The organism is Thermosyntropha lipolytica DSM 11003 (assembly GCF_900129805.1).
In the GTDB taxonomy this organism is placed as follows: domain Bacteria; phylum Bacillota; class Syntrophomonadia; order Syntrophomonadales; family Syntrophomonadaceae; genus Thermosyntropha; species Thermosyntropha lipolytica.
Map to the genome: position 1 here is coordinate 1 of NZ_FQWY01000065.1, position 4,313 is coordinate 4,313.

General features: G+C 37.6%; 7 protein-coding genes and 1 pseudogene. 7 read left to right on the forward strand and 1 reads right to left on the reverse strand.

Going from position 1 to position 4,313, the window contains the following annotated elements:
- Positions 1–312 (forward strand): acyl-CoA dehydrogenase family protein (locus tag BUB92_RS10710; RefSeq protein ID WP_278280534.1); only part of this gene is annotated, 312 nt, incomplete at its 5' end.
- A 170-nt stretch (positions 313–482) separates the two neighbouring features.
- Here the strand turns inward: BUB92_RS10710 and BUB92_RS11890 are convergent.
- Positions 483–647 (reverse strand): YciI family protein, encoded by a 165-nt coding sequence (locus tag BUB92_RS11890; protein ID WP_242939050.1) that lies wholly within the window; start codon positions 645–647, stop codon positions 483–485.
- Positions 648–818: 171 nt separating this feature from the next.
- Between BUB92_RS11890 and BUB92_RS10720 the strand changes: the two genes are divergently transcribed.
- From BUB92_RS10720 to BUB92_RS10745, 6 genes and pseudogenes are all read left to right on the forward strand, one after another.
- Positions 819–1,193, forward strand: coding sequence for a GntR family transcriptional regulator (locus BUB92_RS10720; protein ID WP_073093538.1), 375 nt, complete (start codon positions 819–821; stop codon positions 1,191–1,193).
- Positions 1,194–1,197: 4 nt separating this feature from the next.
- Positions 1,198–2,061 (forward strand): ABC transporter ATP-binding protein, encoded by an 864-nt coding sequence (locus BUB92_RS10725; protein WP_073093539.1) that lies wholly within the window; start codon positions 1,198–1,200, stop codon positions 2,059–2,061.
- Entirely contained in the window at positions 2,054–2,698 is a 645-nt protein-coding gene (locus BUB92_RS10730) for an ABC-2 transporter permease (RefSeq protein ID WP_073093541.1), read from the forward strand. Before BUB92_RS10725 ends, BUB92_RS10730 begins: the two co-directional genes overlap by 8 nt.
- Positions 2,699–2,785: 87 nt before the next feature.
- Entirely contained in the window at positions 2,786–3,184 is a 399-nt protein-coding gene (locus BUB92_RS10735) for an RrF2 family transcriptional regulator (RefSeq protein ID WP_073093542.1), read from the forward strand.
- Between the two features lie 133 nt (positions 3,185–3,317).
- The gene (locus tag BUB92_RS10740; RefSeq protein ID WP_073093543.1) at positions 3,318–3,911 is read left to right on the forward strand and encodes an IS607 family transposase; all 594 of its coding nucleotides are present in this window, start codon (positions 3,318–3,320) and stop codon (positions 3,909–3,911) included.
- Positions 3,892–4,313: pseudogene (locus tag BUB92_RS10745) on the forward strand (hypothetical protein); the annotation flags it as partial. The gene BUB92_RS10740 and the pseudogene BUB92_RS10745, both read left to right, overlap by 20 nt.

Below are 4,313 nucleotides of genomic sequence, written 5' to 3' on the forward strand. Positions count from 1 at the left end.
CAGCAGCAGGCCATTCAGTTTAAACTGGCTGATATGGCAACTAGAATAGAAGCCGCCAGGCTGTTAACCTATCAGGCAGCCTGGCTGGAGAGCAACGGATATCCTTATGGCAAGGCCAGCGCCATGGCTAAACTTTTTGCTGGCGATACTGCCATGTGGGTTACGACAGAAGCAGTGCAGATCCTTGGTGGTTATGGTTATAGCCGGGAATATCCGGTAGAGCGCATGATGCGGGATGCCAAAATAACCCAGATTTATGAAGGGACCAATGAGATTCAGAGGTTAGTTATTGCCAATAACATTTTAAAATAGTCTGAGGGGTATGTGTGCAAATATAATAGGAGGAAGCTTGAGATTAGACTTAAGCTTCCTCCTCTTTTTTATTCGGGCAAAGTGCTTTGCCAGGCCTTAAATACCATTTTCCGGCTCTTTTCTTTTATAACCGGGTCGTTTAAGGCAATCTGGTAAGCTTCTTCTTCGGTTTAGGTGTGGTAGATAATAAGCCCGCCGCTGTGGTCCAGGAAAGGTCCTTTGGCATATATCTTGCCTTCTTTTATATATTTATCAAGATAAGCTTTATGTTCCGCAAGAACAGCGGCATCTTTTTCCGGGTCAACTGTAGTAAGAAATGCTATGAAATAAGGCATAACTGCTCCTCCTTCCGTTATTTTAGCATGTATATATGTGTCTTATGAGCCAAAGGCAATCTTTAGTAAAAGGCATAAATTTTATTTGACAACTGTACATATCTGTATATATTATATATATACACAGATTTATTTTGTAAGGTCAGTTTTACCTGATAAGGATGGTGATTTATGCATATTATTATTTCAAATTCTTCCTCTGAACCTATTTATGAACAGATTGTAAGACAGTTAAAAGAGATGATTATACAGGGAAAGCTTAAGGAGGATGAGCCGCTTCCTTCCATAAGGAATTTGGCCCGGGAACTTAAGATAAGTGTAATTACTACTAAGAGGGCTTATCAGGAACTGGAAAATGAGGGCTATATTATTACGGTGCCGGGAAAAGGTTCATTTGTTGCTAGGCAAAATCGGGAAATGCTGCGGGAGAAATATTTGCGGATAGTTGAGGAAAAGATAACAGAAGCGATTGAAGCCGGGAGGGTTATAGATTTGGGTCTTCCTGAATTGCAGGAGATTTTGCGTGTGCTTTATGAGGAGGGGTAACAGAATGGCTATTCTTGAAGTAGAAAATGTAAGCAAGGATTTAGGCGATTTTGCTTTAAGGGATATAAGCTTTAAGCTGGATGAAGGATATATAATGGGTTTTATTGGGCCTAATGGTGCCGGAAAAACAACCACTATAAAGATTATAATGAATTTGATGAAGAAAGATAAAGGAAAGGTAAGACTTTTTGGGCTTGACTATAAAGGACATGAACTGGAAATAAAAAACCGGATCGGTTTTGTATTTGATGAAAACTATTACTATGAAGAACTGACCATAAAGGAAATGAAAAAGATTATTGCCCCTTTTTATTCTAACTGGGATGAAGATGTTTTTAATGATTATATAAAGAAATTTTCTCTGCCTTTAAACAGGAAAATAAAGGATCTGTCTAAGGGTATGAAAATGAAGTTTTCCTTGGCGGTAGCCCTTTCCCATAATGCTGAACTTCTGGTTATGGATGAGCCGACTTCTGGCTTAGATCCGATTGTTCGGGATGAGCTTTTAGATATACTGTCTGAATTTATACAGAATGAAAACCGGGCGGTTTTCTTCTCTACTCATATTACTTCTGATTTGGATAAGATTGCGGATTATATAACTTTTATTAATGAAGGCAGAATACTGTTTTCCTCTACTAAAGAAGAGTTATGGGATAACTATGTTTTGGTTAAGGGAGATAAGGCTTTACTTGATGGCAAGCTAAAAAATAGTATGGTAGGGTTTAGGGAAAACCGTTTTGGCTTTACCGGGATTGGCTTTTATGAAAAGATAATGGCTTTAGAATTAAAAGACAGACTGGTTTTAGAAAAACCGACTCTGGAAGATATTATGCTTTATTTTGGCAGGAGGGGAGATAATGTATAGTCTTATTCTTAAAGATCTGCTTTTACAGAAAAAATTTTTTATTTTTGCTTTTTTTTATATACCAATAATGATTCTTTTTTTTGGCGAATGGGGAGATGTAGCAGCTATAACAGCTATGGTATATATTATGGTGCAGACTGCCTGTGCTTATGATGATAAAAACAGAGGAGATGTTTTGCTTAATAGTTTGCCTTTAAGGCGGGGCTGGATTGTGGGGGAACGTTATTTATCTACAGCTGTTTTCTTTATCATCATACTCATAATATACGGGCTGTCATATGCTATATTAAGCCTTTTACCTCTACCTGTTGTTCCGGTTAAGATGGATGAAAATAAGCTAATAGGGTCTTTTTTCAGTGTGCTTCTCCTTACTATGTTTTATTATCCGGTGTATTTTAAGTTTGGATATATGAAGTCAAGGCTGGTGAACTTGATAATATTTTTTATGATATTTGGGGGAAGTATATGGTTGGCTTCCATGGAAGAAGAAATAGAAGGGTTTATTGATGTTTTGGTCCGGGTATTTGGAATAGGTAATCAACTGGCAATTGGTTTAATACTCCTAACATTCATTATCTTTTTAGTTATAACTTCATTTGTGTTATCACTTGCATTTTACCGCCAGCGCGATTTTTAAATTTAGCTATTGCTTATGAGGGAGAAATATATTACTATAAATATAACAAAGGGGACTAAAATAATCCACAATAAAGGGGTAAGTACATTGCAGATAACGCGGCAGAGTGAATATGCTATTCGTACCATGCTGGAGCTGGCGAAGGCCAAGCCGGGAGAGCTGGTATCAACCCGGGTTATTTCGGAAAGGCAGGATATACCGGAAGATTTTTTAAAAAAGACGGTAAAGCTTCTGGTTTTGGCTGACCTGGTGATAACCCAGCGGGGAAACAGTGGGGGCATACGGTTAGCCAGACCGGCAGATAAAATAACTATTGCTGACATAATAACCGCCGTAGAAGGGCCGATTGCTCTTAATGTATGCCTGCTTCCCGGTTATCAGTGTCCCAATAAGCCGGATTGTATAGTATCAAGGGAGCTCAGACGGGCTCAGGAGGCTATGCTTAAAGAGCTTAGCCGCCATACTTTAGCCGATCTGGTGCAGTAAATTTTTTTAAAGTTAAATTGGACTAAAAAGGTATAATTAATCTATTAAGTCCCCTATCTTAAAATTAAAAGGAGGTTGGCAACGGCTGACAATAGTAATGCAAAGTGATATAATTTTAATTGGGTGATAATAGATGTTATTAAGTATGCAAAAAGTAAAGGAAATATACTCCATTAGCCGAAGAACACTTATAAACTGGGAAAATGAAGGATTGATTACACCTGTTAGAACTCCAAAAGGCATCAGAAGGTATAAAAAAGAAGATATAGAAAAGCTGCTGGGTATGATTGAAGAAAAACCAAAACCCAAAGTAGTTTTATATGCAAGAGTGTCTACAAAGAAGCAAGAAGAATATCTTAAAAATCAAATTAAAAGGCTTGAAGAATATGCTAATTCCCAAGGTTGGGAATATGAAGTCATACATGAGATAGCAAGCGGAGTAAATGAAAACAGGAGAGGCTTACTAAAGCTTTTGAACAAAATCAAAAGAGGAGAAGTTCAGAAAGTTGTAATAGAATATCCTGACAGACTAGCAAGGTTTGGTTTTGAATATTTTAAATTTTTTATGGAAAGTTTTGGAGTAGAGCTTATAGTTTTAAACGGGAAAGAAAATGAGCAAGATGCAAACAAAGAGCTAGCAGAAGACTTAATAGCAATAGTTGCATCATTTGCAGCCAGGATTTACGGACAAAAAGGTGGTAAAAGGGATGATAACAATACAGACTAAACTTACTTTCCCGAGCAAAGAAGATGAGCGAGTAGTAGCGGATTTAATGAGAAGATGGTCAGCCTGCATGAGATTTGCATACAACCGGTTTCTAGAAGGTAAAACCAGAAATGAACTTAAAAGAGACCTTCAAGGGGTTTTCAACCTGAATTCGAGGTATGCAGATGATGCGATAATGAAGGCAAAAAGCGTTCTTGAGTCATGCAGAGAAAGAGGTGAAAACCCCAGTAAAGTTATTTTCGGCGGCAGGAATTTATTTAAAAAACTCAAGAAACGGCATATAAATGGGAATGAATATAAAAAACTGCAACAAGAATGGCAAGAAAGAAGGAAAGGCAATCTCTACTCAAGAGGTGACAAGACAAAGAAGGGAAATCTCAACACAAGGATTGAGATAGATGA

What these genes read in the sequence shown, in the direction of transcription:
- BUB92_RS10725 (WP_073093539.1), top strand. Translation starts at nt 1,198, where the DNA reads ATGGCTATTCTTGAAGTAGAAAATGTAAGCAAGGATTTAGGCGATTTT.
- BUB92_RS10740 (WP_073093543.1), top strand. Translation starts at nt 3,318, where the DNA reads ATGTTATTAAGTATGCAAAAAGTAAAGGAAATATACTCCATTAGCCGA.
- BUB92_RS10730 (WP_073093541.1), top strand. Translation starts at nt 2,054, where the DNA reads ATGTATAGTCTTATTCTTAAAGATCTGCTTTTACAGAAAAAATTTTTT.
- BUB92_RS11890 (WP_242939050.1), bottom strand. Translation starts at nt 647, where the DNA reads ATGCCTTATTTCATAGCATTTCTTACTACAGTTGACCCGGAAAAAGAT.
- BUB92_RS10720 (WP_073093538.1), top strand. Translation starts at nt 819, where the DNA reads ATGCATATTATTATTTCAAATTCTTCCTCTGAACCTATTTATGAACAG.